This window comes from Leifsonia soli, from assembly GCF_013408745.1.
Taxonomy (GTDB): domain Bacteria; phylum Actinomycetota; class Actinomycetes; order Actinomycetales; family Microbacteriaceae; genus Leifsonia; species Leifsonia soli.
On sequence record NZ_JACCBJ010000001.1, the window covers coordinates 3285269 to 3310393 of the forward strand.

Below are 25125 nucleotides of genomic sequence, written 5' to 3' on the forward strand. Positions count from 1 at the left end.
CAAGGTCGTGTTGAACCCCGAGAAGTGGAGACCATGGCAGAGTCGCTCGCCGCATCCCCGTCCGCCCGGTCGGCAGCACGCAAACGCGGTCCGTCGCTCGGCGATGTCGCGGCGCACGCCGGCGTCTCGACGCAGACCGTCTCACGGGTGGCGAACGGCCTCACCAACGTCGAGGAGTCGACGCGACAGCGCGTCCTCGCCTCGATGCAGGCGCTCGGCTACCGGCCGAATCGCGCGGCGCGGGCGCTCCGGTCCGGCCGCTTCCGCAACATCGGCGTCGTCATGTTCACCCTGTCGTCGTACGGCAACATGCGGACCCTGGATGCGATCGCCGTCTCGGCCGCGACCGCCGGCTACGCGATCACCGTCGTCCCGGTCGAGCGCCCGACCCAGCAGGAGGTGAGCGTCGCGCTCAGCCGGCTGCTGGAGCAGGCGGTCGACGGCATCATCGTCGTGATCGAGGCGCACATCGTCGACCGCGCCGACGTGGAGCTGCCGTCCGGGCTGTCGGTCGTGGTCATCGACTCGACCGAGCGCTCCGACTACCCGCAGGTCGACACCGACCAGGCCGAGGGCGCTCGCCAGGCCACCCAGCACCTGCTCGACCTCGGCCATCGGACGGTGTGGCACATCGCCGGACCGGGCGACTCGTATTCGGCCGCGCGCCGGGAGGAGTCGTGGCGGCGCACCCTGGAGGAGGCGGGCGCTCCCGTCCCGGAGGTCTTCCGCGGGGACTGGTCGACCGCGGCCGGCTACCGGCACGGTCAGGAGATCGCCGCGCGGCCCGAGATCACGGCCGTGTTCGCGGCCAACGACCAGATGGCGCTCGGCGTGCTCCGCGCGCTGCACGAGGCCGGCCGCCGCGTGCCGGAGGACGTCAGCGTCGTCGGATTCGACGACATGGCGGAGTCGGACTCCTTCTGGCCGCCGCTGACGACCATCCACCAGGAGTTCGAGGCCATCGGCCGCCGCGCGCTCGAACTGCTCATCGCCGAGATCGAGGCGCGTCCGGAGCCGGTGCGCTCCTCGGTGCTGCACACCCGTCTGGTCGTGCGCGCGAGCACGGCACCGCCGCCGGCCGGGCCGGCTGCCCCGGCAGCCGGCTAGTTCGGCTCTTCGTCCGTCTCGAGCGACTCGTCCGCATCCACGAAGTCGTCGTCGGTCTCGGTGGCCTCGGTGGCGGCGGCGGCCTCCGCCTCCGCCAGCTCCTCCGCGTCGTGCTCGTGCCTGTGCCTCGCCATGGTGTCCCCTCTCGACATCTGCATCATAGGAGTCCGCGGTGCGAGCGCATCCTCGACCGACGCCTCAGCGGAACATCATCTTCTCGTACAGGGTGCGTCCCGTGACGTGGTCCGTCAGGTCGTCGAGGGCGATGTCGAGCTCCAGGTCCGCGTTGAAGTCGTAGTACATCGGGTGGTCCCCGGCGTGGAGGGCCTTGGCGATCCCGTGGCGCGGGGTGTGCATGTCGATCGACTCGATCAGAACCGGATTCGTCGCGGTCATCGTGATGGTCCCGCGCTCCGACGCCCACGTCCACTCCATGCGCGTCGGATACGTCTGGTGGCCGGGGCCGTCGACGTCTCCGCTGGTGGCGAGCCGCAGGGGCAGCAGGTCGTCCGTGATGACGCGGTCGGCGGTGGCGAGGTAGAAGGTGGGGATGTTGATCTCCCCGAGACCGAAGAGGCCCTTCGTGGTCATGCGCACGTAGACCACCGTGTAGTCGCCGACGTGGGCGCGGCCCCAGTACCAGTGGTCGAGGAACGACCCCATGAGGTGGTTGCCCCAGTTGTGGTCGTGGTAGGCGCTGCCCGTGAGCGTGGAGCGCGCGCCATCCTGCACGATCGTCGCCGACACCGTGCCGTACGGCACCGGAACGACCCACGCCAGGAAGTGCGTGCGGGCGGAGTCGAAGTAGTTGATCCCGGCACCCGGACGCCAGGACGGCGCGGCGCGGTCGATCGTCACGTCGGCGGTGATGCCCTCCGCCTCGATGTGGATGTCGTAGCGGTCGAGGTCGCCGCTGACCGTGTTCGGACCGATCCGCACATCGCAGCGATCCGGGGAGGCGCTGAACTCGGCCGCGGGGTAGTGCGGCTCGAGGTGCAGCCGGGTGCCGTCGCTGAGCTGCCGGATGATGAGCACGCTCGGATCGAGGGGACCGGACGGGTCGGTGTGCGGCTTGTTCGAGAACGTGACGACGAGCGTCGAGCCGTCGTCGAACTGGCAGTCGAAGTACCACCACTCGAACGTGCTGTCGGCGGTTGCGGCGGCCCGGTAGCCGTCCTCCCAGCCTTCGACGACCGGACCGAGGCCGAGGGCGGCCATGCCCTCTGCCTGACTGGCGGCCATCTTCTCGCGGACTTCGGGGGTGTCGGGGATGTCGTGCGTCGTCATGCAGCCAGGCTGGCGGACCGCGCTCGGCCGGGCAATAACCGCATGCGGGGGGCGCGAATGGGCGGCCCGAGCCGTTCCATGCCTGTGCGCGAAGCGAGTCCACTCGCAACGAATCTCCGCCACAAGCGCTCTGCACCTCTGTCACACCTGCGCGTTCGCCGAGCGCGCAGCGCTTCAACGCCGCCGGATTCCGCGTCTGGAGGCAAAGCAAAAGCCCCGCTGTTTCGGCGTTTTGCCTGTTCAGCGGGGCTTTCGTCACTGTCTCAACCAGTGTGCGCCACGAGGTGTCTGGGTTCACGACATAGGTCTCAGTTGATAGGTCCCTGGTGAGTCGGGACATGCGTCACAGTCGGTGGCATGTCGAAGGCTCGGGTCGCCGTGATGAAGATCGTGTCCAAGCAGCTGACCGTGACGGCGGCAGCAGCCGAGTACGGGTTCTCCCGCCGGCACCTGCACCGCCTCCTGGCCCGTTACCGTGACGGCGGTCTGGACGCGGTCGAGCCCCGCTCCCGAGCCCCGCACACCAGCCCGCAGCGAACCACGGACGAAGTCCGGGAACGGATCCTGCAATTGCGAGCTGAACTGAGCGGAAACGGGTTGGATGCCGGCCCGGTCACCATCGCCTGGCACCTGGAACAGGAGAACCTGCAGGCTCCATCGACCTCGACGATCCGCCGCATCCTCCACACCGCCGGACTGATCGTCCCGGAACCCCGGAAACGGCCCCGCTCCTCCTACCTCCGCTTTGAAGCCGAGCAACCGAACGAGACCTGGCAGTCCGACTTCACCCACTGGCGCCTGGCCGACGGCACCGATATCGAGATCCTGAACTGGCTGGATGACCACTCCCGCTACCTGCTGGCCTGCACCGCCCACCGGCCGGTCACCGGCGATGACGTGGTCGCCACCTTCCTGACCGCGACCGAACAGCACGGCATCCCCGCCTCCACCCTCACCGACAACGGACGCGTCTACACCGCCCGATTCGGCGGCGGCCGCAACGCCTTCGAATACCTGCTCCCCCTCCTCGGCGTCACCCAGAAGAACGGCTCACCAAACCACCCGCAAACCCAAGGCAAGATCGAACGCTTCCACCAAACCTCAAACGCTGGCTCAGCGCACACCCCGCCGCCCGCACCCTGACCGAGCTCCAGACCCAGCTCGATGCGTTCCGGGAGCACTACAACCAACACCGCCCCCACCGCGCCCTGAACCGGTCAACACCCGGACAGGCCTACCGCGCCACCCCGAAAGCTCTTCCCGCCGAGACCCGCACCCCCGGCCACTACCGCATCCGCTACGACCTCGTCGGCACCAACGGCAAAGTCAGCCTCCGCAGAGCCGGCCGCATGCACCACCTCGGCATCGGCTACCAACACCGCGGCACCCGCATCCTCGCCCTCGCCGACGACAACACCGTCACCGTCATCGCCCTCCACACCGGCGAGGTCCTCTCCACCCACCTCATCGACCCCGCCCGCAGCTACTGGCGCAACAACGAAAAAGCCCCCGGCCGATGGCCGAGGGCTACTTCACGTGAGACCTAACTCGCGACTCAGGTGAGACCTATGTCGCGACTCAAGACAGTGTGCGCCACGAGGGATTCGAACCCCCAACCTTCTGATCCGTAGTCAGATGCTCTATCCGTTGAGCTAGTGGCGCATGACCCGCACGCGGACCGGATACGAGCTTACATGACGGCATCCAAGACCGCCAATTGGCGGCGCAGGGCGACCTGCCGGTACGACGTCTCGATCAGTTCGGAGGTCTCGGACCAGTCCTGCGCGTCGCGGTCGAGGTCGATGGCCAGCCAGCCGCTCGGCCCCCAGTATTTCGGGACGAACACCCGCGGGTCCTCGCGCCAGGCCGGCGCCTCCACCGGATCGGGCTTGAACACCAGGGTGTCCGGACGGTCCATCGACGCGCCGAGCACGGCGAACGCGCGGCCCTTCTCCCCGGCCTTCCACGACGGCCGGCCGTGGTTCAGCGTCTCGACCGCCTCGGGAAGCCGCAGGCTCAGCGCACGAATGCGCTCCACGAGCACATCGCCATCGTCGAAGAGCAGGGGATGCTCCATCACCCGGCCCCTCCGCTCACCGGAACACCTCGTCCAGGAAGCAGACGAGCTCCCGCCAGCTCCGCGCATCCGCGAGCGGGCGGTAGCGGTCGGTGCCCGGGATGGTGAACGCGTGGGGCGCCCCGGAGTACGTTGTCACCTGCCAGTCGACGTGCGGCGCGCCGCGCAGCTCCTGCTGGAACGCGACCACCGCCTCGTCGGGCACGACCGGGTCGTCTCCGCCGGTCAGCACCAGCAGGGATGCGGCGATCTGTGCCGCATCGGACGGGTCGTGCGCGATCAGGCCGCCGTGGAACGAGACGACCCCGCGGGCCGGGGCCCCGGTGCGCGCGAACTCCAGCGCCGCCGTCCCGCCGAAGCAGTAGCCGATCACGGCCAGGCGCGCGGGGTCGACAGCCGGATGCTGCTGCAGCCAGCCGAAGCCGGCGGCGACCCGTGCGCGGAGGAGCGCCAGGTCGTTGTAGTACTTCCCGGCCTCCGCGGGGGCCGCGTCTCCCGCGGGACGCACGCCGGCCCCGTAGAGGTCGGCGGCGAAGGCCACATACCCGGACCGCGCCAGCATCTGGGCGCGCATCCGCACGTTGTCGCCGACCCCGTGCCAGTCGTGCAGCACCAGCACCGCCGGGCGCCGCTCGTCCGCCTGGACATCGCGCGCGAGGTAGCCCTCGAGGGGAGTCCCCTCATGGTCGTACGCCACCGTCTCGGCCTCGATGACCGAGTGCTCGCCGATCGGGACCTGCTCGAGCAGTGTCTGGAAGGCGGGGGCGAGAGCGGGCGACGGTGTGTCGTTCGTCACAGGGCGGCTCCTGGGTCGTCACGTCACGCGGACGGCAGGCGCCGTCGGCGGCCGGGTCTGCTGTGAAGTGGTCGCGGGATGCGCGCGGGAGCCTTCGGTGCGGGTCGGGTTCCCACAGGTTCACACTACCGCGGGTTCCCCCGGGGCACGACGGACGTACGATGGGCCACATGGCCACGGAGTTCAGCGATCAGACGGATGCGAGCCGCTACGCGATGCACGTCGACGGCGAGCTGGTCGGCGTGCTCGACTACCGCATCCTCGGCGACTCCATCTCGCTGACGCGGGCCTTCACCGTGCCGCACCACCGCGGAAAGGGGTACGCGGCCCAGCTCGTCGAGTACGCGGTCGGCGAGATCGAGAAGGGCGGCACGCTACGGATCGTGCCGATGTGCTGGTACGTGGCCGACTGGTTCGAGGCGCACCCGGACCGCGCTGCGCTGCTGCAGCGCCGAGCGGGCTGACGCCCCGATGACCGGGGAGGGCTCGGCAGATCCCTCGCGTCTCGTCGCGCGGGTGTCGCGGTTCGGCGATCCCACGGCCATGGTGCTCGCGCGGGAGCCCGTGCGGCCCCCGCGGGGCAACGAGGTCGTCGTGCGGGTGACGCACGCCTCCCTGGGGGCGACGGATGTGCTGGCCCGCCGCGGCGGGTACGTGCTGCAGCCGGCTCCCGGCTTCATCACCGGGTACGACTTCGTCGGCGAACTCGTCACCGAATCGGCCGTGTCGGTCGCCCTCGGGCTGCGCGTCGGCTCCCGGGTGGTCGCCGCGCTTCCCCGGATGGGCGCCCACGCGACGTTCGTGACGGTTGCTCCGACGCTGCTCGTCGCGCTTCCCCCGACCCTCGATCCGGCTGCAGCCGCGGTGCTGCCGCTCGACGGGGTGACCGCCGCCCACGCTCTCGACCTCGCCGGCCCGGGCCGCAGCATCCTGGTGCAGGGCGCGTCCGGAGCGGTCGGCATGCTCGCCGCCCAGCTGGCCCTGCGCTCCGGCCGGACCGTCGTGGGCACGGCGTCCGCGCGCAGCGCCGACGCGATCGGCGATCTCGGCATCCCCCTGATCGACTACTCCGCTCCCGACTGGCCCGCCCGCGTCCGGGAGGCGGCGGAGGGACCGGTGGATGCGGCGATCGACCACACCGGCTCGCCGCGGGTCCGCGAGACGCTGGCAACGGACGGGATGCTGGTCCGCACGGCCTTCGCCGGGCGCTCGGGTCACGAACGCGCCGACGCCGTCCGCGGGTTCGCGCGCGCGGCGCGCAACCGGTCGGAGCGGATCTGCAGCGCGCCGCTGTTCATCGCGACCCGTCGCATGGCCTACCGACGCCTGCTCGCGTCGCTCCTCGCCGACGTGGCGGACGGCGGCCTGCGCACGGCGGAGCCGACCCTGTTCCCGCTCGCGGAGGTCTGGGAGGCGCAGCGTGCCGCCGAGTCCGCGCCGCCGGGGCGCAAGGTCGTCCTCACGATGGTCTGACCCGCGTCAGAAGGCGAACATCTGCCCCAGCACGACCACGGCGATGATGAAGAGGACGACGATCCCGCCGATGGTGACGACCGCCCTGGCGGACAGGCGCGCGATCCCGAACCCGACGAGGAACGGCAGAGCCAGGCAGCCGAGAGCGAGCACCCACCAGAAGGCCGCGTAGCCCGACGCCGATGCCGACTCCAGGCGCCCGCCGAACAGCTTCTGCGTCGTGGGATGTGTCGCGAACGCGATGCAGGCCGACAGCGGATACGCGATCAGCACCGCGGTGATGAGTCCGGCGAACGCCCCCCAGAGTCCCCGTTTGTCACCCAGCTGGAGCGTCTCCTCGTGGTGCGGCCCTTGGCGGCTCTTCGTGCTCATGGCGCACAGCATAGCCAGCGGCCGGGCCGCCGGGAACGCAGCAGGCCGGCGCCCGCCCGTCGTCAGAAGTCGTCGTCGGAGCCGATGACGACCGGTACGCACTCGGAGAAGCGGTACCGGATCAGCTCCGGCCAGAGCGTCGCATCGCAGAGGTCGAACACATCCATCACGGCGGCGCCCCCGATGTGCGAGGGCAGATGCAGCTCGAAGGGCGGCTCGCTCGTGCGCTCGAACTCGATCTCGAAGGCGACATCGTCGCGCTCCAGCACGGCGAGCACGGTCTCCATGGTGGCCTCCTTCGACGGATGGATCGTGTGCTCCCACCGTTACGCCCGGTCGCCGCCGTGGCAAGCCCCGACATGAAGCGGATGCGGGGAACCGCTGGCAGCATCTTTTCTGGCACTCCGTGTCATAATCAGCTCACACTCCGACGAGGAAGGGACGACGATGACCGAATCGAAGCCGCTGACGGCGCACAGCACCATCGGCGAATGGCTGGATCACCCGGAGGGCGCTCCGCTCATCCAGGGGCTCCTCGCTCAGGCGGGAGTCGGCGAGGAGATGCTCGCGCCGGTGCGCGGCCTGCCGCTCCAGCAGTTGGTGGCGCTCAGCCAGGGCCAGCTGCCGCAGTCCGTCGTCGACGATCTGGTGCTGCAGGCCAACGGCGGCATCATGCCGGAGGACGTGGAGACCGGTTGGGTCGAGAAGGTCACCCCCGGCCGCTTCGACGGCCGCACGGTGATCGTCACCGGCGCAGCGTCGGGCATCGGGCGGGCGACCGCCTCCCGCATCGCCAGGGAAGGCGGACGGGTGATCGCGGTCGACATCTCCGCGGAGCGTCTGGACGACCTCGCCGCCGGATTCCCCGCCGGCACAGTGACCACCGTGGTCGGCGACATCACGAAGCAGGACGACATCGACGCCATCGTCGCCGCCGCCGGCGACCGCATCGACGCGCTGGCCAACATCGCCGGGGTCAACGACGACTTCTCGCCGGCGCACGAGACCTCCGACGCCGTGTGGGAGCGCACCATCGGCATCAACCTGACCGGCGGGTTCAAGCTGACCCGCGCCGTGCTCCCCGCGATGCTGCGGGCCGGGGCCGGCTCGATCGTGAACGTGGCCTCGGAGGCCGGTCTCCGCGGCAACGCCTCCGGCACCGCATACACCGTCTCCAAGCACGGCGTCGTCGGCCTCACCCGCAGCACCGCGTTCATGTACGGCCCGCAGGGCATCCGCGTCAACGCCGTGGCTCCGGGGGGAGTGGCCACCGGTATCCCGATGCCCGCGCACCCGTCGGAGTCCGGGACCGCCCGGCTCACCCCGTTCCAGCAGCAGATCCCGACCATCGCGACGGCCGAGCAGCTGGCGGCGTCGATCACGTTCCTGCTCAGCGACGACGGCGTCAACATCAACGGCGCCGTGCTGCCGAGCGACGGCGGGTGGTCGGTTCAGTAGCAGGCATCCCGGGTACACCCGGTGACCGCGACCGGATACCGTTTCTGCTGTGTCGCGCATTCAGGAAGTCGCCCGGGAGTCCTTCGGCTGGAGCCGGCTGCGCCCGCGCTTGGCGGAGGCCATGGAGGTGCTCCTCGACGGGGGCGATGTGCTCGCCGTGATGCCGACCGGTTACGGGAAGTCGTCGCTGTATCAGGTGACCGGCACCATCCTCGACGGCGTGACGATCGTCGTGTCTCCGCTGATCTCCCTGCAGGAGGATCAGGTGCGTTCGCTCAGCGAGGCGACGGGGGTTCCGCGCGCGGTCGCCATCAACTCCTCCGCCGGGCAGCGTGAGCGCGAGCGCGACTGGGATGCGCTGACGTCGGGGGAGGCTGGCTTCGCCTTCCTCGCTCCCGAGCAGCTCGCGAACCCGGAGGTGCGGGAGCGGCTCCGCGGCATCGACGTCTCGCTGTTCGCGGTGGACGAGGCGCACTGCGTGTCCTCCTGGGGTCACGACTTCCGGCCCGACTACCTGCTGCTCGGCGGCGTCATCGACGAGCTGGGGCATCCACCTGTCGTCGCGATGACCGCGACGGGAGCACCGCCCGTGCGCACGGAGATCGGCGAACGGCTCGGCCTCCGCCGCCCTCGGTTGTTCGCGACCGGCTTCGACCGGCCGAACCTCCGGCTGGAGGTCGTGCGCCACGAGGAGGATGCGGCGAAGCGCGCGGCCGTCGTCGCGCAGGCGCGCCGGTCGGAGGGCGCCGGACTGGTCTACGTCTCGACCCGCAAGGACGCCGAGCTGTACGCCGAAGAGCTCCTGGAGGCCGGCATTCCGGCAGCGGCATATCACGCGGGCCTGCGTCGCGCCGAGCGTGAGGACGTCTACGAGCGCTTCATGGACGGCCGCGCCCGCGTGGTCACCGCGACCAGCGCCTTCGGCATGGGCATCGACAAGCACGACGTGCGCTCGGTCGTGCACGCCTCGGTGACCGACTCCCTCGACAGCTACTACCAGGAGGCGGGACGCGCCGGGCGCGACGGCCGGCCGGCGCTGGTCACCCTCCACTACCGCCCGGAGGACTTCGCCCTCACCCGGTTCTTCTCCGGCGGCGGCCCGGACGCCGACGAGCTCGCGCGCGTCTTCGGGGCCATCGCCCTCGAACCGGGCATGACCCGGGTCGAGCTCGCGGAACGCGTCGACATCAGCGTGCGGTCCCTCGGCCGCCTGCTGGGGCTGCTGCGGGATGCCGGCGTGCTCTCCGGGAGCGACGACGACCTGCGCGCGGAACGCCTCGACCCCGGCGCGGCCGCAGCGAAGGCGGTCGCCGAAGCCGCATCCCGGCAGCGCATCGAGCACTCCAGGGCGCAGCTCATGCAGGAATATGCCGAGACCGGAATGTGCCGTAGGCAGTTCCTCCTCGGCTACTTCGGCGAGGAGCTGCCCGAGCCGTGCGGCAACTGCGACACCTGCTCGTCCGGCAGTGCACAGCGCTGGGCGGAGGAGCACGACGCGAGCCGCGAGGAGGCGTTCCCGCTGGCCGCGCGGGTGCGGCACGAGACGTGGGGCCCTGGCGTCGTGATGCACACCGACGCAGACCGCCTCACGGTGTTCTTCGACGAGGAGGGCTACAAGGTCCTGTCGCTCTCGGCCGTCACGGACGGCGGACTGCTCGAGGTTCTCGGCCCCACGGCCTGAGCCTCCGCCTCGGCGCCGCGGAATTCCGCGCACCACGTCACGATCGCGCTGACGGATCGTCCTCTTCTATGTGACCTTCGATCGCTCTCCTCTGCCGGCGATGCTGTGTGCGTCCGCGGTCCTCGCCCTCCTGACCGGGCTCGGGGCCCCGGCAGCGGCATCCGCCGCTCCGGCGCACGAGCCCTGCTCTGCGCAGAGCGACGTCTCGTCGTGCGACGCTGACGGCGACACGGTGCCCGACACCGTCGAGCGCGTGGTCGCCGGTACTGCCACGGGTGCCACCGGCCGTGAGGACGCCGATCGCGACGGCGTGCCCGACTGGACCGAGGTGATGGCCTGCGGCACGGCCCGCTGCGCATCCCCGACCAAAGACAGCGTCGGCGACGGGATCCCCGACTACGCGCGGGTGCTCACCTGCGGTTCGGTGCGGTGCTTCACGGACAACGCCGACACCAACGGCAACGGCGTCCCGCGCTGGGCGAGCGTGGTCATCTGCGGGACGACGGGGTGCGCGACCGGTCACGAGGACTACGACGCAGACGGCGTCTCCGATGCGATCCAGCTCGCGGCCTGCGTGAAGCCACGGGGAGACCTCGCCTCGACGGGCCAGACCATCGCGATCTGGCTGATCATCGCGCTGGCGGTCGGGCTCATCCTGACGGGTGTGCTCCTCGCGCGGAAGCGCGCACTGTTCGCCGCCGCCGTCCGCTCCGGCGGGATGGCGTGATGCGCTGGGTGCGACCCCTGTTCCAGTGGGGAACGCGGGGAACCATCGGAGCCGTCGCTGCCGCCGTATTGACGCTGTCCGGAACCGTGACCCCTGCAGAGGCCTCCCCGGCGGAGAAGGCGCGGCGGATCGCTGCAGCCACCCTCTCCGAGGTCCGTGCCGCTTCATCCGAGCAGGCCGCCCGGGTCAAGAACGAGACCGAGCCGCCGCCACCGCAGGCGCAGGGCACCATCCGGCCCGAAACCGAATCGAGGGTGGCCGCGAAGGATCTCGGCGCCTCCGTCACGTTTTCGGGCAGGGACATCGAGTCGGCTCTCACGGTCCGCCTCGGCGCGGCGCCGGCGAACGCGCTTCGCGCGGCCACAGCCGAGGCGCCCGAACGCGGTGCGCCGGTGTCGGACCCGGTCGAGATCACGGCCACCGACGACCACGGCGATCAGGTGACCCAGTTCCCGGCCAAGCCCGTCAAGAAGCGGGGAGGAGGGGAGGACGGCCCGGTCGTCTCCGACGTCATCCCCGGTGTCTCCCTCGAATTGAAGCCCGATCTCGCGGCCGTCAGAGACAAGGATCTCGATCCCGCGACCCTGCAGATCTACACGCGGGAGGGCGCGGGCGAGCCGTGGACCGCGCTGCCGTCGTACTACGACACGAAGGCCGGCGTCGTGAAGGGGGTCTCGACGCACCTGTCCCAGTTCGTCGTCATCGGCATCCCGTTCCCGGTCCCGGACGGCCCCGTCATCGTGCTCGATCCGGACAACGACGAAGGGCACGCGTCGACTCCTGCACCACCGGTCACCGAGCTCGCCTACAACATCCAGCTCGCCCAGCAGGTAGCGACGCTGCTGGAGCAGGACTGCCAGGCCACCGTGAGGATCACGCGCCAAGACCCGAAGGCGCCCTTCGTCCCGCGCGGGGTCCGGGCGGGGATCGCGGCCGCGGCGAACCCCGCCGCGACGATCGGCATCGGCTTCAACACGAACCAGGGAACCGCGTGGGGATCGCCCGCCGACGGCGGCTCGCAGGTGTACTCCCGCGGTGGGGCGGCCGACAACGCGCTCTCGGCGGCGCTGGTCGGCGTCCTTCCCACGTACACGACGCGGCCCGCCAAGCAGCTTCCGAACAACGGCAACTTCCCGGGCGACGAGTTCGCGGCGCTGCCGAACGCAGTGACGCACGTGGAGCCGTTGTTCCTCGACCACAACTACGACCGTCCGATCATCGACAACGGCATGGCTCATATCGCGGACGGCGTGCTGACCGGTCTCGGCGTCTACCTGGAGTCGCAGGGCTTCGACTGCACAGACCCGGTGGCCGGAGGCTGGCCGTCCCCGCCGTCTGCGGCCGAGATCGCCCGGTGGCGCCAGCTCGGTCACCAGAACCATCAGACGTATGGCGGTGAACCCTTCTCGTTCTCCACGGGCAACCTCATCGAGGACGAGAAGCTGTTCTCGCTCCCCGGGCCCGGGGGATCGAGCACCGACATGACGCTCACCTACAACTCGCAGGACGGCCGGCTGTCCCGTGTGGGCGCCGGCTGGTCGTTCGAGTGGGGAGCGCGCGCCCAGCGGTTCATCGACGGGTCGGTGATGGTCGTCCGGGGCGACGGGGCCTCCTTCGTGTTCACAGCGGACGGCCACGGCGGGTACACGCCCGCCGACCGAGGGGTACATCAGACGCTGGCAGAACGGCCCGGTGGAAGGCTCGAGCTGAGCGACGTCTCTGGGGAGACCTGGGTCTTCGACGCCTCCAACATCGACGGCATCGGCAACCTCATCTCGTACACGGACACGAAGGGTCACGCGACGACGCTCGCGTACGGACCCCCGGCCGACCGGAGGACGTCGCAGTTCCATCCCCTCGCATCCATCACGGATGCGGCCGGGCAGGTCATCGCTGTCGACTCGGATGCGCTGGGTCGCGTCACCGGGTTCACCCGCCCGGGCGGCGACCGATGGGGCCTCGCCTACGACGGCGCCGGCAACCTCACGACGATCACGCTGCCCGACGGTCGGACGCATGCCTTCACGTACGACGGGGCGCATCAGCTGCTGAGTGCGACCGACGCCACGGGCGCCGTGTACCTGAAGAACGAGTACGACGGTCAGGGCCGCGTCGTCAAGCAGTGGGATGTGCAGGGCAACCTCCGCACTCTCGATTACTCCACGCCGGGTCAGACGACATACACGGACAACCTCGGTCGCGTCTCGGTGTACTTCTACGATGAGCGATCGCGGATCACCAAGGTGCGGCATCCCGACGGCACCACGGCGTCCTTCCGGTTCGATGCGGACGACAACGTCACCTCGTCGACGGACGAGAACGGCGCTCGCACGGCCTACTCCTACGATCTGTCCGGCAATCTGATCTCCGAGACGGCACCGGACGGTGTCGTCACCCGGTACACCTACACCCCGGCCGGCCAGGTCGCCACGAAGACCGACACCGGAGGTCCCAGTGGGTCCCCTCGAACCTGGACATACGACTACGACGCCGCAGCACGGGTGACCGCCGTGCACCAGCCGGACGGCACGGTCGTGCACCACGCGTACGACGCCGCCGGCAATCTGGTCTCCTCGAAGCAGCCGTCGGGTGCCACCACCACCTACGCCTACGACGCCGCGGGCCGGCTCGCCTCGCGGACCGATCCGGCAGGACGTGTCTCCCGGTACACCTACGATGCCGCGGGACGTGTGGTTTCGCACGTCGACCCGGGCGGTCACGCCACGCGCTACAGCTGGGATTCGGGCGATCGGGTCGTCACCGCGACCGACGCCGCCGGCAACGCATTCCTATTCGGGTGGGAGCCGAACGATCACCTCGCCTCCGTGACCGACCCCACCGGCGCGGTGACGAGATACGCGTGGGACGCGATGTTCCACCTGACCGAGTCGACGAGCCCGTCCGGAGGCGTCACCACCTACGGCTACACGGCCGAGGACGCCCTGTCGAAGCGTTCCGACCCGCTCGGCGGCACCACATCGTTCATCAGCGACGCGCGCGATCGGACGGTGAAGACCGTCGACCCGAATGGAGGCACCTGGAGCTACGCCTACGACGGTGTGGGAAATCTGACCTCCGTCGTCTCCCCGGAGGGCGGGACGACGTCGTACGCCTACGACACCCGAGGCAACCTGACGATGGAGACGAACCCCGCCGGCGGAGAGACCCGGTACAGCTACGACAGCGTCGGGCGGCTCGTCAAGGAGACCGATCCGGATGGTGTGGCCACCTCCTATGCGTACGACGTGATGGATCGCGTCGCGAGGATCACGGACGGCCGTGGCGAGCACACCGACCTCTCCTACGACCCGGATGGGAACCTGACCTCGGTCACCGATCGCGGCGGAACGGTGACCGCCTATCGCTTCGACGCCTCCGGCCAGGTGGTCTCGCGGACGAGCCCCCTCGGCGAGGTGACCACCTTCGGGTACGACGCGGACGGCAATGTCACCTCGGTCACCGATGCGGCGGGGCGGACAACGACCTACTCCTATGACGCACTCGAGCGACTCGCTTCGGTGACGGACGCGGAGGGAAGCGCCACCCAGTACGCCTACGACCCGAACGGCCGCACCACCTCGGTCATCGACCCGAACGGCAACGTGACCGCCTTCGCCTACGACGCCGACGGGAACCAGGTGAGCACGACAGACCCGGTCGGAGGGGTGACCCGGTACGGATGGGACGCCGCCGGCAACCAGACCTCCCTCACCGACGCGCGCGGCCATCGCACCCTCTACGGCTACGACCCGGCGGGACAGCTCACCGCTGTCACGGAAGGCTACAAGCCGGGAGCGAAGGCGACTCCCGACGTGAACGTCGTGTCCACGTACGCCTACGACCGCGACGGCAACCTCTCCGCGATCACCGATCCGAACGGGCACACCACCCGATACACCTCGGATACAGCGGGCCGGACGACGTCCGAGACGAATCCCGTCGGGAACACCACGAGCTGGATGTACACGGCGGCGGGCAGACTCGCGAAGACCACCGCAGGCACCGGGGCGACCACCGCTCTGACCTATGACAGGCGAGGCGACCTGGTGCGGCGGGATCAGGCGGGCTCGGTGGCGACGTATGAGTACGACGCCGAGGAGCGGTTGATCGCCATGACCGATCCGACCGGTGTCTCCGGCTGGATCTACGACAAGGCCGGGCGTGTCACCACCCAGATCGACCAGTCCGGTGGGCGGCTTGCCAGCGCGCATGACAAGGCGGGCCGGCTCGCGTCCATGACGCTGCCGACCGGGCAGAATCTGACGTACACGTACGACCGGGCGGGCCGCACCACGTCCCAGTCCTCGCCGTGGGGATCGCTCGCCTACGCGTGGGATCCCGCGGGCAATCTGACCGAACTGCGACGTTCCACAGGCATCACCACGACCTACGGATACGACGGAGCGAACCGCGTCACGGATGTTCGGCATGCCACGCCCGCAGCGGCAGAAGGCGCCGCGCCGACGCCGTCACCCACGCCGGCCTCGTACGCGTCGGGCGACGCCGCGGCCGCGCAGTGCACCACGGTCGCCGGCTATCTCACCGCCCGCACCGCACCGGCCGCAGGCGAGAGCAGCGTGTGCACCCATGCGAACACGTATCTGAAGAGTCGGACTCTGCCGGAGGCCTCCCTGCCGGTGCCGGAGGGCGGTTCTCTCGCCTACCACTACGGCTACGACGTCGATGGCAACGTCACCGAGGCGACGCAGACGATCGCGGGTCCGTCGCCCGAGGGTGACCCGGGGGCGGGTACGCCGGTGCCGTCACCGGCCCCCACCGTCCCTCCGGTGTCCGCGCCGTCACCGAAGGTGGCGTCGGTCGCGTACGGGTACGACCGTCTCGACCGCCTTGCCACGTCGAAGGCATCGTCGGGCGAGCAGAACTCGTACGGTTACGATGCCGCAGGCAACCGGACGGCCTGGTCGCGATCGGGGGCGAAGGATGGCGACTTCACTCAGTCGGCCACGTTCAACGACGCCAACCAGCTGACGCAGTCCACGACCACCGGCTCCGGTCGCGGTGTCTCCGCCGGTGTCGCCTCGTATTCGTACGACGGCGCAGGTAACCGGGTGTCGCAGTCGGTGGCAGGAGTCGGGACCTCGTTCGCGTTCAACGCGGCTGGTCAGACCAGCGCCGTGACGCGTGAGGGCCGGTCGACGTCGTACGCGTACGACGGTCTGGGCCGGCAGGCGGCGGTGACCGACCAGACGAAGTACGGCACCTCGATGACGCGGAACACATTCGACGGTGCCGACGTGGTGCAGTCGAGCGTGTCGGGGCAGGGGACCACCACGCTGGTTCGCGATGCTGCGGGCGCGTTGGCCGAGCACGTGACGTCGACAGGCGTGGCGACGTGGGATCTGCTGGACGGTCTGGGTTCGACGGTCGCGGGTGCGAAGGCGGGTGCGGTGACCGAGCTGTCGTCCTACGACGACTGGGGTGGCCAGCGCTTCGAGTCCGGCGGTTGGTCGTCTCCGGAGTCGTACACGGGTCACGCGCAGGACGTGACGCAGGGGCAGGTGCACACCTTCGCCCGCAGCTACGACCCGGCGACGGGCACGTGGACGACCCCGGACAGCTGGCGCGGCCTGCTGACCCAGCCCGAATCTCTCGCCCGCTACCGGTACGCGTGGAGCAACCCGACGACGTTCCTCGACCCGGACGGCCACAAGTGCGCGCCGCGCACGGGTGCCAGCGACGCGCTCCCTCTCGGGTGCGGCGCACCCCCGCACAAGGCATACCAGGACGTGAAGATGCCGCCCGCGCCGCCCCCCTACGCCCCCGCGAAGAAGGACCCGAAAACCCCGGCGGCTACCGATCCCAAATCGAAGAGCGAAACGCAGAAGCGCCATGCCGAACGCGATCGCTGGGTGATCGTCGCGGATGTACTCACAATCGTGGGTGGTGTGTTTGGGTTCGCGTCGCTGATCCCAGGACCGCAGCAGCCTGTCCTTGCTGCGCTGGCGGCAGTGTCTTCGCTTGCGGGTACAGTCATTTCTTGCATTTTGGGCGGCGACCAACTCGCATCATGCGTCATCGGGGTTATCTTGTCGGCCATTCCATTCGTCGGGGCAAGTGCAAAGGCTTCTTTCCGCGGGATCATCAAGGATGCCGTCGATGGTGCCGTACAGGCTGTCGGCCGCATGGGTGATGGACTGGGGGCGGTGACCGGTACCGGTGACCTGGTGAAGAGAGCGCGATAGATGACTGAGAAGCGGATTCCAGTGCTCATGCGAGGCCCGTCCGCCCGAACTCTGTTCAAGATCGCTCGGCTAGGAAATGCGGGCTATCTTGTCTGCCTGGCAGCTGCACTAGTCGTGGTGTTGATAGGTCGCAGTGATTCATCGATGGCTCAGGCGCTGTCGGTTCTTCTGATCGGCTTCGCGATTGATCTCGCTCTGTGGGTTGCTTTCGCCTCGGCAATAGCGCTGGAGGTGCGTCACGGCTACACCACCCTGGATGGCCGCTTTCGCCACCTTCCTCAGCTCGAATCCGGCACCGGAACGATTCTCCGCGCGGCAGGGGAACCGTACGCCGAGCCAGATGAGCGGAATTGGAGGCAGTGACTATGAATCCTTGGGTGGTCATAGCGGCGGTAGTGCTGATCGCCGCGCTTTGGTGGGCGGTCAAGGCCACCATCTGGCGGCATGACATTCGGCAAAGGATCAGTTCGATTCGTCGGTCGAACCCAGCGGCGCTGATCACATCCGCCCAGGTTTCGGCCTCGACACATCGCGCGCTTCGTCGAATCGCACGTGAATCAGGCGGCCGTTTCGTTCGAACTGGGGCTTTCTATTCACTAGTAGCGACGCCCGGCGAACTTCGGCTTGTCGGCGGAGCCAACCACCCCTACACAATTGCGTCTTTTCCGGCAAGCGATATCAGAGACGGTCGAATAGGGAAGACCAGCTGGGTTTATGTCGATTACACGACGCTCTTCGTCGGCATCAAGACTGCCGGGACTACGTTCGAACTCCCCATTCGGATAAACGGAACCGGCGAGAATGCGATGTTTCCCGCCAGCCAGGCCTGGGCGGGCTCAAGGTGGGAGAAGATCCTCCAGCTACTCGGAGCGGACAGTTGACGGACGGGAACACTTCCCAGTTGACCGAGGGAGAGACCGTGCAGCGTCGAGTTGAGGATTGGGTGGCGGAGACCATCAGGCACGCATCCACAGCGTCGGGAATCTCGGGCGACGCTTTCGGCTTTGTGAGGGGATGGTTAGCGGTTGCACTCGTCATACGAACGAACTCGATTATTCGGGGCCGCAGGTCTTGCTTACGCCGCACGGAATACGGATGTCTCGGCGATGATGAATGAGAGACCCTCGCTACCTGCGCCGATCAAGGGATTTGCGCGATTCGTTCTCGACCACGGATTCGAGGTCCAGCGAAAGGACTACGACGAGTCCTTCAACTCGCTATTCCTCCTTGTCCGCGAGGCTTGCACCGTCACGATCCTTCAAGACCGAGGTGCGTGGCACATCGATGTTGGCCGAAGAGGGCAGCAGGTGCGCTTTGCGGACTGGCAAGAGTTCCTTACAGGGCGGCGCGTGATCGAAACGGGCGAGCCGAGCGAAGAGGACGACTTCTATCGGCGCCACTGGGCGGAGGTGGTCGGAGTGACAGGGGACGAAGCCCGATTCTCGTCGCTCCCGACTGGTGCGGTCGACATCTCGGCGGGGAGACTCGCAGCCATCAAAGCCGACTATGAAGCACGAAGATGGGTCGGCAGGATGCGGGACGATGACGGATCGAACTAACGCGTATCCGGCGAACATCGATGGGTTTCGTGAGGTCCTCGGGGAGGGCAGCCGCCTCATCTCGATTGAGCGCCGCCTACCGGACTGGGTATTCACAAAGCACGGAGCAACGCTTGCGTATTGTCAGTATTCGCACGTCATCGAAGGGTCGTTTCGGCCGGTCCTGTCCGCTCTCGGTCAGGCCCACGGAGATGAGTACATCACGGTCGTACAGCTTGACCCCGCACCGGAAACCTATTTCGACTGGTACGACTGTTTCCCAGCGATGCGCTTACGAGCGATCGACATCGATGCGACGTATTGGCACGCGATGTCGTTTGAGCCGCAGGGGGACATCACAGGCGCGCCCATCAACATCGCAAACGTTGTGGGGGTTGCTGGAAGCTCTGGGAGATGGGCCGTGTGGGGCGAGCGGCGCTGGGACCTCGGGATCCTATATAGCGAGATTCCACATGGCGCGTGGCTCGATGCGGGCGTCCCGTTCGTTTCGCCTGAGGAGGCGATTCGAGACTTTACGCAGGTCGGGGAGAAACGCTCGCCCGCGGACTTCAGCCGCGAGATCTTCGCACGCAATTACTTTGAGCGACCTTATGCCACGAGCAAGTCGGGCATCGGCTGAGCGCATGCGTCTGCGGGGGAGGTGACGTGAGAGCCATAACCCTCGGGAGCTCACGTGCTATCGGGCTCGGCTTCATCGGAGTTGGGCTCCTCGCCCTTCCGTTTACGATCCTCGACGACCTCGACTGACCCGAAAAATGCTCCACGCTGGAAATCGATTTGAGATCGCCATAACCCCCGGGCTATTGCTTGCTATCGGGCTCGGCTTTATCGGAGTTGGGCTCTTCGTCCATCCGTTCGCGATTCTCGACAGCCTCGGCGGACACGACGATGCAATGCGCGCCGCGCACCGGGTTTCATCGTCGGTTCCGCCACCGTGCTGCAATCATCGCTACGTCTTGGATGACGAGGACTGATGGCCGAGTCGCTAGCGCCACCATTTGATCAGCGGGTTGCGCACCAAATGACTTCGATTTCGTCGCTGCTTGTCGCGCCGGGGCAGCACCGGGCGTACGACATCATCCTCGAGGAAGTGAATGCGTTCGTCGATCTTTTCGACTTTGCGTACGCAGCTAGGGCCTATCGCGTGTGGACCGCCATAACTGACCTTGTGAGCGCTCCTGGAGGGCCGGGATCCGATGAACTCTGCGAGCTTGTTGCCCGAGAGGCGGCGACAGACTGGCTCGTCGTCGACGTCTGCTCGCGCGAATCGATCGATGCCTACTTCGACCGTTGGGCCGTGCGAACAGGTCTCACGAATGAAAATTGAGGGAGGTTCCCCGATTCCTGAGAAGAATCGCACACGAAGGCCACACGCCGTCTGGATAGCAGTTCTGGCTGTCTGGATTGCTTCGGCAATGAGTATGTGCGCCGCACTCGTAGCGGGCTTTAGCGCGTATGACGTTGTCGATCAAGACGTTGGAAAGGCGCCATTCCTCGTCGTAGTCGGTGTCCTTCTGTTGTTCACTCTCGCCCCGGCCGCGGCCGGCGCCTTCGCGCTCTCGGGCCATCGGACGAGCCGAATCTTCATCCTTCTGATCGGCATCGTGGCAGCACTCACAAGCTCTGGCTCGATTCTTGCCTGGTCGAGCACAACGCTCATCCTCCTCAGCGGAGTTCTGCTGCTCCTACCGGCTTCATCCGCATACTTTCGTTGGAGTAAGGACCGGCGGCCGAGTCAAGAGATGGCAGGAAGACGCGTGCTGACGCTGAGTGAGGCATACATTTGGTTGGCCTTTTTCGGCATTGCAGGCGCACATCTTTTCTATGTGCGGCGCGCCTGGCAAGGGGTCTTGTACTTGGGGATGTTCATTCTCGCCTTGACGGCGGTGCCAAGTCCTATTGGGGTGGTTCTCCTCATCACGCTCGTCGCGCTGATGTGCGTCGACGTCTCACGTTTGCGCTCCTGGACGCAAGACGAGCGGCACAGCACCTGATCGCACCAACGACGCGCCTCGATCTACCGATATTGCCAATCGGAGAGCGGTGGACCCGTCTGCCTGTGACCAGCCCTCTTCGCTGGTTGAGCTGGAGTCTCTGGGGGAAGCGTGCCGCGGGGTCGGCGGAGTCGATGCGCACCAGCCGTCCCGAGGACGCAAGCATCGGGCGTCGTGACTCTCCTGCCGCTGGGGTTTCTTCCTGTTGGGTGGTGCCGTCCGGTCGTGCCGGGGGTGGTGGATTTGGCCCTCGATGTAACAGGCATCGGAGCGGCACTCGGATTGACGGTCGGCGCCATTTCAGTGGGTATGACCTTCGCGGCCACGTTGATCTATTGCACGGCCGGCCCGCGAGGGCAAGCCCGGCTCGATGGTATGTGGGTGGGCCCGCAGACGACACAATCGTTTGGACTTGGTGATGACTTTTGAGGCGATTGTCGGCCTGGCGATCTCAGCCCCATTGGCAATCGTGGTGGGAGCCGTGATGGTGGTGTGGCGCAAGAGGATCGCCGAGTGGAACCGTCGATTCTTTGCCACGGGGGGAGACCGCTATCGGCCATTCGTGCGAGCTTCGACCCCGGGATCTGTTGCGGCCGTGGGGTGCTTCATTCTGGGGATCGGGGTTTTCAACGGTGCGCGCCTGATCTTCGCGGTTGTCACCTGATGAGTGACATCGTCACGGTCGGCGCGGCGCACCGCTGCATGTTCGTTGCCGGGGTAGGCGGCTACGGGCAAGCATCCTGGGTGACGTGGACTTCCCCCTGGATCGAAGGGAGAGTCGCATTCGGCGGTCAGATGGGATGTCGAGTCGGTGAGAAGAATTCGACCAAGCTCTTCTAGGGGGAGACGTGACCGACGCCGGAACCTGATGCTCTCGGGCTTCGTGTGCATAGCGGTAGGCGTGATGATCGTGCTCTTGCGAAGATCAGTCGCTTCGCAGATGAAGCGAGAGGTGCGTGACCTCCACGCGGGAAATCGATTTGAGAACGCCCTGACTCCCGGGCTATTGCTTGCTGTCGGGCTCGGCTTAATCGGAGTTGGTTTCTTCGTCCTTCCGTTTGCGATCCTCGATGGCCTCGACTGACCCGACCATGCAATGCGCGCCGCACAAGGCACACCAAGACGTGAATAGGCCGCCCACGCCGCCGCCTGATCCGCCCGCGAAAAGGTCCCGAAAACACCGAAAGGTAGAGGCCCGGACTCGAAGAACATGCCCTCCGCTCTCCAGCCGGACTTCCGCCCTGCCAGCGCTCCGTACCTAGGCCGAACCCAACCGTGCAGTCCCGGTGTCGTTCCAACTCGCATGGACGTCTTTCGCTACCTGAGGTATTCCAGAGGCAGGGCTGACGAACGACGTGGGTGCTTGCCGAAGCGGTCTCATCTCGAGGTTCCGGTAGAGGGTCGCCATGGACATTGAAGAGGTCGCAATGCTGGCCGCGGGATGTGTTGCCCCTCTCGCTGGATTGGGGGTCATAGTCTTCCGGGACGCGACGGCCAAACGCAATCGGGCCAACGTGGAAACCAAGCGCGGAAAGTGGTCCCCAGGGCTCTCGTCAGAATCCACCCCAACGCGAATGGTTGGAGTGGGAATTGCCTGTCTCGGAGTGGGCGTCATTCTCGTATTCAGATCTCTCAGCTGACCTGCAATGCCGACGCTGACAAGTGGGTTTCGCATCGAAGAGGAATCATCCTCAAGGCAGGGTTCAGGACCCGCCTCGAATAGAGGCACACCGATTCCGCGATTCCGCGTCACGAATTCGCGACAGCTCGCGTCTTCATGTGTGAAGGGTTCGGGCGAACGGGATCGGACCCCTTCAGGCGATGTGGCGGGGAGTACGGGAACTGTCCCGCCACATCGCCCCCCACCACCGTCGAAACCGATGATCGGGTGCGCCGCGGACCGTTCCGCAAACAGGCGTCGCCCCCTATGCTGTTCCGGGGGAAAGGGGAGTCTGATGGGCGCGATCGCAGTGCACGAATTCGTGTCGCTGGACGGCGTGTTCGAGGATCCGAGCTGGACGTCCGAGTTCGGGTTCGATCCCGAGATGGGCGACGACATCGGCCGCATCACGCGGGCGTCGGACGCGATCCTCCTCGGTCGGCGCACGTTCGAGATGTTCGCGCCCGCCTGGTCTGCTCGCACCGCTGCGGACGATCCGGGTGCGCCCTTCTTCAACGACAGCCCGAAGGGCGTCGTGAGCTCCACGCTCGACGACCAGACCGCCGAGCGCACCTGGCGCAAATCGCGGTCGCTCGGGGCATACGACGCCGGGCGCATCCGCGCCTTCGCCGACGAGTACAGCGGCGGCGTCTACATCAGCGGCTCCGGCTCGCTGGTGCGTGCGCTGCTGGCGGACGGACTCGTCGACTCCCTGCATCTGTTCGTCTACCCGGTGATCCGCGGGACGGGCGCACGCCTGTTCCCGGAAGGAAGCGCTCCCGCTAAGCTGCGGCTGCGTCACCACGACGCCTACGACAACGGCGTCCTCCACCTCCACTACACGGCCGACTGACGCGGTCCGAGGGCGACCGTCCGCATCGCGGTCGCCGGACAGCCTCGCAATTGAGGCCGCTCATCGTCCGCAATCGCCGTTAGCCTCGTTCGTGGCGGGGCTGCTCCGCCACCACATCCACACACAGCACACCCGGGAATCACTGTGACTCTGCTTCGTCTCTCACTCCGCTTCGTGCGCCCCTACTGGCGCGCGGTGACCGCGGTCGTGGTCCTTCAGCTCGTCGCGACCATGGCCGCCCTCTACCTACCGACCCTCAACGCCCAGATCATCGACAAGGGCGTCGTCACCGGCGACACCGACTTCATCTGGCGCACCGGCGGCATGATGCTGGTCGTCTGCTTCATCCAGGTGCTCGCCGCCGTGACGGCCACCTACTTCGGCGCGCGCGCCTCGATGTCGGCGGGCAAGGACATCCGGCGCACCTTCTACCGCACGGTGGATGCGCTGCCCTCGCTCGACCTCGCCCGCTGGGGCATGCCGACCCTCATCACCCGCAACACGAACGACGTGCAGCAGGTGCAGATGCTCCTGCTGATGACGTTCAACTTCATGGTCTCCACCCCGATCATGTGCATCGCGGGCATCATCTTCGCGGTGCAGGTCGACGCCGGCCTGTCCTGGCTGATCTGGGTGTCCGTCGCCGTGCTGTTCGTCGTGGTCGGCGTCCTCGTGTCGCTGCTTCTGCCGATGTTCCGCATCATGCAGGAGCGCATCGACGGCGTGAACGGCGTCATCCGCGAGCAGATCGTCGGCATCCGCGTCATCCGCGCCTTCGTCCGCGAGCGCTTCGAGACCAAGCGGTACGACGACGCCAACGCCGCGCTCACCCGGATCTCGGTCAAGGTCGGCAACGTGTTCGTGCTGATGTTCCCGATCATCATGCTCATCCTCAACGCGGCGACCGTGGCGGTGCTCTGGTTCGGAGGTCACCGCGTCGACGCCGGAGACATCCAGATCGGCGCGCTGACCGCCTTCCTCCAGTACCTCCTGCAGATCCTCGTCGCCGTCATGATGGGCGTCTTCATGGCCATGATGATCCCGCGCGCCATGGTCTGCGCCGAGCGCATCGAAGAGGTGCTCAGCGCGAAGCCCAGCACGGCGCAGGCGGCCGTCGACGCCGCCGAGGTCCCGGCGGACGGCCGGGTCGACGTGCAGGATGTCACCTTCGGCTACCCGGGCGCCGAGAAGCCCGTGCTCAGCGACGTCACGTTCACGGCCGAGCCGGGCAAGGTCACCGCGATCGTCGGATCGACCGGCTCCGGAAAGACCACGCTGGTCTCGGTCATCGCCAACCTGTTCACCCCGCAGAGCGGGCACGTCCGCATCGGCGGCGTCGCCGTCGACGCGCTCACCCGCACGCAGATCGCCGGGGTGCTCGGGCTCGTGCCCCAGCGGCCGTACCTCTTCTCCGGCACGATCGCATCCAACCTGCGCTTCGGGCGTCCGGATGCGACCGACGACGAGCTCTGGGAGGCGCTGCGCGTCGCCCAGGCGGAGGACTTCGTGCGTGCCAAGGAGCACGGCCTGGACGAGCGGATCTCCCAGGGCGGCACCAACGTCTCCGGCGGCCAGCGCCAGCGGCTCTGCATCGCCCGCGCGCTCGTCGCGCAGCCCAAGGTGTACCTCTTCGACGACTCGTTCTCGGCCCTCGACGTCGCGACCGACGCCCGCCTCCGGCGCGCGCTCGCCGACTCCATCGGGGACGCCGCGATGATCGTCGTCGCGCAGCGCGTCTCCACGATCCGCGAAGCCGACACGATCATCGTCATGGACGACGGACGGGTGGTCGGACGCGGCACCCACGACGACCTGCTGGAGACCAACGAGACGTACCGCCAGATCGTCGAGTCGCAGCTGAGCCTGGAGGTGGCCTGA

22 protein-coding genes, 1 tRNA gene and 1 pseudogene are annotated in these 25125 nt (G+C 67.7%); 17 read left to right on the forward strand and 7 right to left on the reverse strand.

Annotated elements, in window-relative coordinates:
• Positions 1-33: 33 nt before the first annotated feature.
• The gene (locus tag BJ963_RS15970; RefSeq protein ID WP_179457507.1) at positions 34-1107 is read left to right on the forward strand and encodes a LacI family DNA-binding transcriptional regulator; all 1074 of its coding nucleotides are present in this window, start codon (positions 34-36) and stop codon (positions 1105-1107) included.
• Here BJ963_RS15970 and BJ963_RS15975 read toward each other — a convergent pair.
• A complete protein-coding gene (locus BJ963_RS15975; RefSeq protein ID WP_172824236.1) occupies positions 1104-1241 on the reverse strand; it encodes a hypothetical protein in 138 nt (45 codons plus the stop codon). The two genes, BJ963_RS15970 and BJ963_RS15975, sit on opposite strands and share 4 nt — an antisense overlap.
• A 64-nt stretch (positions 1242-1305) precedes the next feature.
• Positions 1306-2394 carry a hypothetical protein gene (locus BJ963_RS15980; RefSeq protein ID WP_179457508.1) on the reverse strand — a complete coding sequence of 363 codons (1089 nt, stop codon included), beginning with the start codon at positions 2392-2394 and terminating at the stop codon, positions 1306-1308.
• A gap of 357 nt (positions 2395-2751) precedes the next feature.
• On the opposite strand from BJ963_RS15980, the pseudogene BJ963_RS15985 reads away from it, so the two are divergent.
• Positions 2752-3941, forward strand: a pseudogene (locus BJ963_RS15985) (IS481 family transposase).
• Positions 3942-3983: 42 nt separating this feature from the next.
• On the opposite strand, the gene BJ963_RS15990 reads toward BJ963_RS15985, so the two are convergent.
• The 3 genes from BJ963_RS15990 to BJ963_RS16000 form a co-directional block, all read right to left on the reverse strand.
• Positions 3984-4056, reverse strand: a tRNA-Arg gene (locus tag BJ963_RS15990).
• Between the two features lie 28 nt (positions 4057-4084).
• A complete protein-coding gene (locus BJ963_RS15995) occupies positions 4085-4471 on the reverse strand; it encodes an MmcQ/YjbR family DNA-binding protein (RefSeq protein WP_179458180.1) in 387 nt (128 codons plus the stop codon).
• 16 nt (positions 4472-4487) lie between these two features.
• A complete protein-coding gene (locus BJ963_RS16000; protein WP_179457509.1) occupies positions 4488-5267 on the reverse strand; it encodes a dienelactone hydrolase family protein in 780 nt (259 codons plus the stop codon).
• 170 nt (positions 5268-5437) lie between these two features.
• Here BJ963_RS16000 and BJ963_RS16005 point away from each other — a divergent pair, with 170 nt between their 5' ends.
• A complete protein-coding gene (locus BJ963_RS16005; RefSeq protein ID WP_179457510.1) occupies positions 5438-5731 on the forward strand; it encodes a GNAT family N-acetyltransferase in 294 nt (97 codons plus the stop codon).
• Between the two features lie 52 nt (positions 5732-5783).
• Positions 5784-6740: a quinone oxidoreductase family protein gene (locus tag BJ963_RS16010; protein WP_343037304.1), complete on the forward strand. Its 957-nt coding sequence runs from the start codon at positions 5784-5786 to the stop codon at positions 6738-6740.
• A 6-nt stretch (positions 6741-6746) separates the two neighbouring features.
• Here the strand turns inward: BJ963_RS16010 and BJ963_RS16015 are convergent, their stop codons facing one another.
• Both BJ963_RS16015 and BJ963_RS16020 read right to left on the reverse strand, forming a co-directional pair.
• Entirely contained in the window at positions 6747-7112 is a 366-nt protein-coding gene (locus tag BJ963_RS16015; protein WP_089915329.1) for a hypothetical protein, read from the reverse strand.
• Positions 7113-7174: 62 nt separating this feature from the next.
• On the reverse strand, positions 7175-7399 hold the full coding sequence (locus tag BJ963_RS16020; RefSeq protein WP_089915326.1) for a hypothetical protein: 225 nt from the start codon (positions 7397-7399) through the stop codon (positions 7175-7177).
• 160 nt (positions 7400-7559) lie between these two features.
• Between BJ963_RS16020 and BJ963_RS16025 the strand changes: the two genes are divergently transcribed.
• From BJ963_RS16025 to BJ963_RS16085, 13 genes are all read left to right on the forward strand, one after another.
• Complete coding sequence (locus BJ963_RS16025; RefSeq protein WP_179457511.1) at positions 7560-8570, forward strand: SDR family NAD(P)-dependent oxidoreductase; 1011 nt, start codon at positions 7560-7562, stop codon at positions 8568-8570.
• Between the two features lie 49 nt (positions 8571-8619).
• The gene (locus BJ963_RS16030) at positions 8620-10251 is read left to right on the forward strand and encodes a RecQ family ATP-dependent DNA helicase (protein WP_179457512.1); all 1632 of its coding nucleotides are present in this window, start codon (positions 8620-8622) and stop codon (positions 10249-10251) included.
• Positions 10252-10351: 100 nt separating this feature from the next.
• A complete protein-coding gene (locus BJ963_RS19275) occupies positions 10352-10978 on the forward strand; it encodes a hypothetical protein (RefSeq protein WP_246298083.1) in 627 nt (208 codons plus the stop codon).
• A gap of 86 nt (positions 10979-11064) precedes the next feature.
• Complete coding sequence (locus BJ963_RS16040) at positions 11065-17181, forward strand: RHS repeat-associated core domain-containing protein (RefSeq protein WP_343037305.1); 6117 nt, start codon at positions 11065-11067, stop codon at positions 17179-17181.
• Between the two features lie 144 nt (positions 17182-17325).
• The gene (locus BJ963_RS16045) at positions 17326-17544 is read left to right on the forward strand and encodes a hypothetical protein (RefSeq protein ID WP_179457513.1); all 219 of its coding nucleotides are present in this window, start codon (positions 17326-17328) and stop codon (positions 17542-17544) included.
• 32 nt (positions 17545-17576) lie between these two features.
• Positions 17577-18062, forward strand: a complete 486-nt coding sequence (locus BJ963_RS16050; RefSeq protein WP_179457514.1) for a hypothetical protein — start codon at positions 17577-17579, stop codon at positions 18060-18062.
• A gap of 225 nt (positions 18063-18287) precedes the next feature.
• On the forward strand, positions 18288-18740 hold the full coding sequence (locus tag BJ963_RS16055) for a hypothetical protein (protein WP_179457515.1): 453 nt from the start codon (positions 18288-18290) through the stop codon (positions 18738-18740).
• Positions 18724-19359: a hypothetical protein gene (locus BJ963_RS16060; RefSeq protein ID WP_179457516.1), complete on the forward strand. Its 636-nt coding sequence runs from the start codon at positions 18724-18726 to the stop codon at positions 19357-19359. Before BJ963_RS16055 ends, BJ963_RS16060 begins: the two co-directional genes overlap by 17 nt.
• Positions 19360-19713: 354 nt before the next feature.
• Positions 19714-20067 (forward strand): hypothetical protein, encoded by a 354-nt coding sequence (locus BJ963_RS16065; RefSeq protein ID WP_179457517.1) that lies wholly within the window; start codon positions 19714-19716, stop codon positions 20065-20067.
• A gap of 430 nt (positions 20068-20497) precedes the next feature.
• Positions 20498-20734 (forward strand): TM2 domain-containing protein, encoded by a 237-nt coding sequence (locus BJ963_RS16070; RefSeq protein WP_179457518.1) that lies wholly within the window; start codon positions 20498-20500, stop codon positions 20732-20734.
• 418 nt (positions 20735-21152) lie between these two features.
• Positions 21153-21398: a hypothetical protein gene (locus tag BJ963_RS16075; protein WP_179457519.1), complete on the forward strand. Its 246-nt coding sequence runs from the start codon at positions 21153-21155 to the stop codon at positions 21396-21398.
• 1291 nt (positions 21399-22689) lie between these two features.
• Complete coding sequence (locus tag BJ963_RS16080) at positions 22690-23247, forward strand: dihydrofolate reductase family protein (protein WP_179457520.1); 558 nt, start codon at positions 22690-22692, stop codon at positions 23245-23247.
• Between the two features lie 144 nt (positions 23248-23391).
• Positions 23392-25125 carry an ABC transporter transmembrane domain-containing protein gene (locus BJ963_RS16085; RefSeq protein ID WP_179457521.1) on the forward strand — a complete coding sequence of 578 codons (1734 nt, stop codon included), beginning with the start codon at positions 23392-23394 and terminating at the stop codon, positions 25123-25125.

Coding starts and splice junctions, on each gene's coding strand:
- BJ963_RS15970 (WP_179457507.1), top strand. CDS start 34: ATGGCAGAGTCGCTCGCCGCATCCCCGTCCGCCCGGTCGGCAGCACGC.
- BJ963_RS15975 (WP_172824236.1), bottom strand. CDS start 1,241: ATGGCGAGGCACAGGCACGAGCACGACGCGGAGGAGCTGGCGGAGGCG.
- BJ963_RS15980 (WP_179457508.1), bottom strand. CDS start 2,394: ATGACGACGCACGACATCCCCGACACCCCCGAAGTCCGCGAGAAGATG.
- BJ963_RS15995 (WP_179458180.1), bottom strand. CDS start 4,471: ATGGAGCATCCCCTGCTCTTCGACGATGGCGATGTGCTCGTGGAGCGC.
- BJ963_RS16005 (WP_179457510.1), top strand. CDS start 5,438: ATGGCCACGGAGTTCAGCGATCAGACGGATGCGAGCCGCTACGCGATG.
- BJ963_RS16015 (WP_089915329.1), bottom strand. CDS start 7,112: ATGAGCACGAAGAGCCGCCAAGGGCCGCACCACGAGGAGACGCTCCAG.
- BJ963_RS16020 (WP_089915326.1), bottom strand. CDS start 7,399: ATGGAGACCGTGCTCGCCGTGCTGGAGCGCGACGATGTCGCCTTCGAG.
- BJ963_RS16025 (WP_179457511.1), top strand. CDS start 7,560: ATGACCGAATCGAAGCCGCTGACGGCGCACAGCACCATCGGCGAATGG.
- BJ963_RS19275 (WP_246298083.1), top strand. CDS start 10,352: ATGCTGTGTGCGTCCGCGGTCCTCGCCCTCCTGACCGGGCTCGGGGCC.
- BJ963_RS16045 (WP_179457513.1), top strand. CDS start 17,326: ATGGCTCAGGCGCTGTCGGTTCTTCTGATCGGCTTCGCGATTGATCTC.
- BJ963_RS16055 (WP_179457515.1), top strand. CDS start 18,288: ATGATGAATGAGAGACCCTCGCTACCTGCGCCGATCAAGGGATTTGCG.
- BJ963_RS16060 (WP_179457516.1), top strand. CDS start 18,724: ATGACGGATCGAACTAACGCGTATCCGGCGAACATCGATGGGTTTCGT.
- BJ963_RS16065 (WP_179457517.1), top strand. CDS start 19,714: ATGGCCGAGTCGCTAGCGCCACCATTTGATCAGCGGGTTGCGCACCAA.
- BJ963_RS16075 (WP_179457519.1), top strand. CDS start 21,153: ATGACTTTTGAGGCGATTGTCGGCCTGGCGATCTCAGCCCCATTGGCA.
- BJ963_RS16080 (WP_179457520.1), top strand. CDS start 22,690: ATGGGCGCGATCGCAGTGCACGAATTCGTGTCGCTGGACGGCGTGTTC.